The organism is Gordonibacter pamelaeae 7-10-1-b, assembly GCF_000210055.1.
Taxonomy (GTDB): domain Bacteria; phylum Actinomycetota; class Coriobacteriia; order Coriobacteriales; family Eggerthellaceae; genus Gordonibacter; species Gordonibacter pamelaeae.
In genome coordinates, this window is sequence record NC_021021.1 from 1,547,930 (window position 1) to 1,550,584 (window position 2,655).

Annotated in this window: 3 protein-coding genes; all 3 read left to right on the top strand. The window is 67.6% G+C overall.

Features of this window, described 5'->3' with window-relative positions; all coding sequences use genetic code 11:
• The coding region (locus GPA_RS19020; protein ID WP_414735664.1) for a biotin--[acetyl-CoA-carboxylase] ligase at positions 1 to 518 on the top strand (518 nt) is incomplete at its 5' end.
• A 142-nt stretch (positions 519 to 660) separates the two neighbouring features.
• Positions 661 to 2,178 carry an MATE family efflux transporter gene (locus tag GPA_RS07160; RefSeq protein ID WP_015539444.1) on the top strand — a complete coding sequence of 506 codons (1,518 nt, stop codon included), beginning with the start codon at positions 661 to 663 and terminating at the stop codon, positions 2,176 to 2,178.
• A gap of 156 nt (positions 2,179 to 2,334) precedes the next feature.
• Positions 2,335 to 2,655 (top strand): biotin transporter BioY (locus GPA_RS07165; protein WP_231847599.1); only part of this gene is annotated, 321 nt, incomplete at its 3' end.

Here is a 2,655-nt window from a genome sequence, read left to right on the forward strand (position 1 = left end):
TCGCTGACTTACTACGCCAACCTGCGAGTTCGTCTTCGCACCTCCGGCGCGAAGGGGCGCTCTGCGAGCGCCCCGACCAACCTGCGGTCGCCCAACCCGTCTTCCGCAAGCTGTGCGGTATCTCGCTCGAGGCGCATGCGGGGGGCGTGTGCGTGGGCATCGGCGTGAACGTGGAGCCGCCGGATGCTGTCGACGCCGCGGCGGTGGGCGGCAAGAACGTTCCCGTCTACCTACCCGAGCTGGGCTTCGAGGGCAACGTCGACGACGTGGCCGCCGCGGTCTTGCACGCGTTCGCGCCGCTGTACCGCGCTTGGCTGGCCGAGGGCTTCGCGCCCCTCGCAGGTGAGTACGCCGCCCATGCCAGCCTCACAGGGCGCAGCGTGCGCATGGTGAACCGTGCGGGCGAACCGGTGGCCGAGGGGACGGTGGCCTCGGTGGACGCGTTCGGCCGCCTTGTCCTGCGCGCGTCCGACGGGTCGCGCGTGCCGGTGGCTTCCGGCGAGGCGCATCTCGTGTAGATCATCCGCCCGTCGGCGGAAAAGCGCCTTTGGCGGCGCTTCGCTGTGGTTGCTTTGTGTATCCGCCGACAGGGTATTCTCCTTTCTCTGCGCGCGCGAGTAAAATATCTCGTTCCGCAAAAATGAGAAAGGCCCCGCAGACATGGCAGCAGCGACAGCGACGAAGGCGAAGCTCCCCCTCGACCTCAACGAAGAAAGCACCGGCGCGCCCCTCGGCAAGGACCCGAAGAACCCCGGCCGCGACAGCAAGGTCAGCCGCATGGGCGCGGCGTCCATCCCGCGCCTCATCACCGAGTTCGCCATCCCCGCCATCCTCGGCATGGTGGTGAACGGCGCCTACAACGTGGTGGACTCCATCTTCCTCGGGCAGGCCATGGGCGAGATCGGCCTGTCGGCGGCAACCGTGGCGAACCCCATCATGATCGTGTTCATGGCCATCTCCATGCTCATCGGCAACGGCGGCAACGCGCTCGCGGCGCTGCGCCTGGGCGAGGGGAGGCGCGTGGACGCCGAGATCAGCCTGGGCAACACGGTGCTGCTGAGCGTGGTGGTGTCGGCTATCGTGGGCATCGCGGCGCTGAACCCCGCCATCCTCGACAGCCTGCTCACGCTCTCGAGCGCCACCGACGACGTGCGCCCCTACGCGCGGGCGTTTTTGCAGATCATCTGCTTCGGCTTCATCTTCCAGTGCATCGGCATGGGCGTGAACAACTTCATCCGCACGGCCGGCGCGCCCAACCGCGCGCTCGTCACCATGCTCATCGGCCTCGTGGTGTCCACGGCGCTGAACTACCTGTTCGTCCTCCGGCTGGGCTGGGGCGTGGAGGGTAGCGCGCTGGCCACCATCATCGGACAGGCCGCGTCGTGCGCCGCGGTGCTGTGGTACTTCGTGTTCACACGCAACGTGCCGCTCAAGCTGCACTTCCGCTATATGGCGCCGCACCTGCGCGTCATCGGCACCATCCTCTCGCTCGGCTTCGCCAGCTTCGCCGTGCAGGCGGGCATGGCCGTGGTGAACTTCGTGATCAACCACCTGCTGGTGCAGTACGGCGCGTTGAGCCCCATCGGCGCCGACGATGCGCTCGCGTCCATCGGCGTGGTGCAGCGCGTGGCCATGTTCACCGTGCTGCCGCTCGTGGGCGTGGCCGTGGCCATCCAGCCGCTGCTCGGCTTCAACTACGGCGCGAAGCTCATCGACCGCGTGCGCAAGACGCTGTGGTACGGCATCGCCGGCGCCACGGTGCTCGGCGCCCTCATGTGGCTGGTGGTGCACCTGTTCCCCGAGTTCATCGTGGGGGCGTTCGGCATCACGCACGACGGGCTCGTGGACTTCACCGTGTTCGCGCTCAAGGTGCAGCTGCTCATGCTGCCGTTCGTGGGCTTCCAGATCGTCGGGTCGAACTACTTCCAGGCCACGGGGCAGCCGGCGAAGTCCATCGTGCTGTCGCTCACGCGCCAGATCCTGTTCCTCGTGCCGCTGCTGTTCGCGCTGCCCGAGGTGCTGCCGCACGTGCTGCCCCAGTTCACCGGGCTCGACGCGCTGTACTTCGCCACGCCCATGGCGGACTTCCTGTCCATCTTCGTCACCGTCATCTTCATCATCGTGGAGATGAGGCGCCTGCGGAAGTTGGAGCGCGGCGAGATCACCGCGAAGTTCTAGCGGGGCGGTGCGCGGCATCCCGCTCGCCGAACGGTTGTCACCCTGATTGTCAACCCGGGAAGAGCCCGCTGGTTTACGCGAACCGGCGGGCTCTTCTATACTGCGACGCGATCTGACGGAAGCGGCGAGCAGGCCGCATGCAGGAAGGGAACGCACATGGACGAGCAGGCGATGCGGGGAAAGAAGGCGGCGGGCATGCGGGGGAGGACGCGCTCGATCGCGTTCGTGGGGCTCACGATCGCGCTCATGGGCGTGTCCGCGTGGGTTGCCATACCCTTCGGTCCCGTGCTGCTCACGCTGCAGATGTTCGCGCTCATGTTCGCCCTGCTCGCGCTCACGCCGCGCGAGTGCCTGGCAGCTATTGCGGGCTATCTGGCGCTCGGCGCGGTGGGGCTGCCGATGTTCTCGGGCATGCGCGGCGGCATCGGCATGCTGCTGGGCCCGACGGGCGGCTACCTGTGGGGGTATATGCTGGCC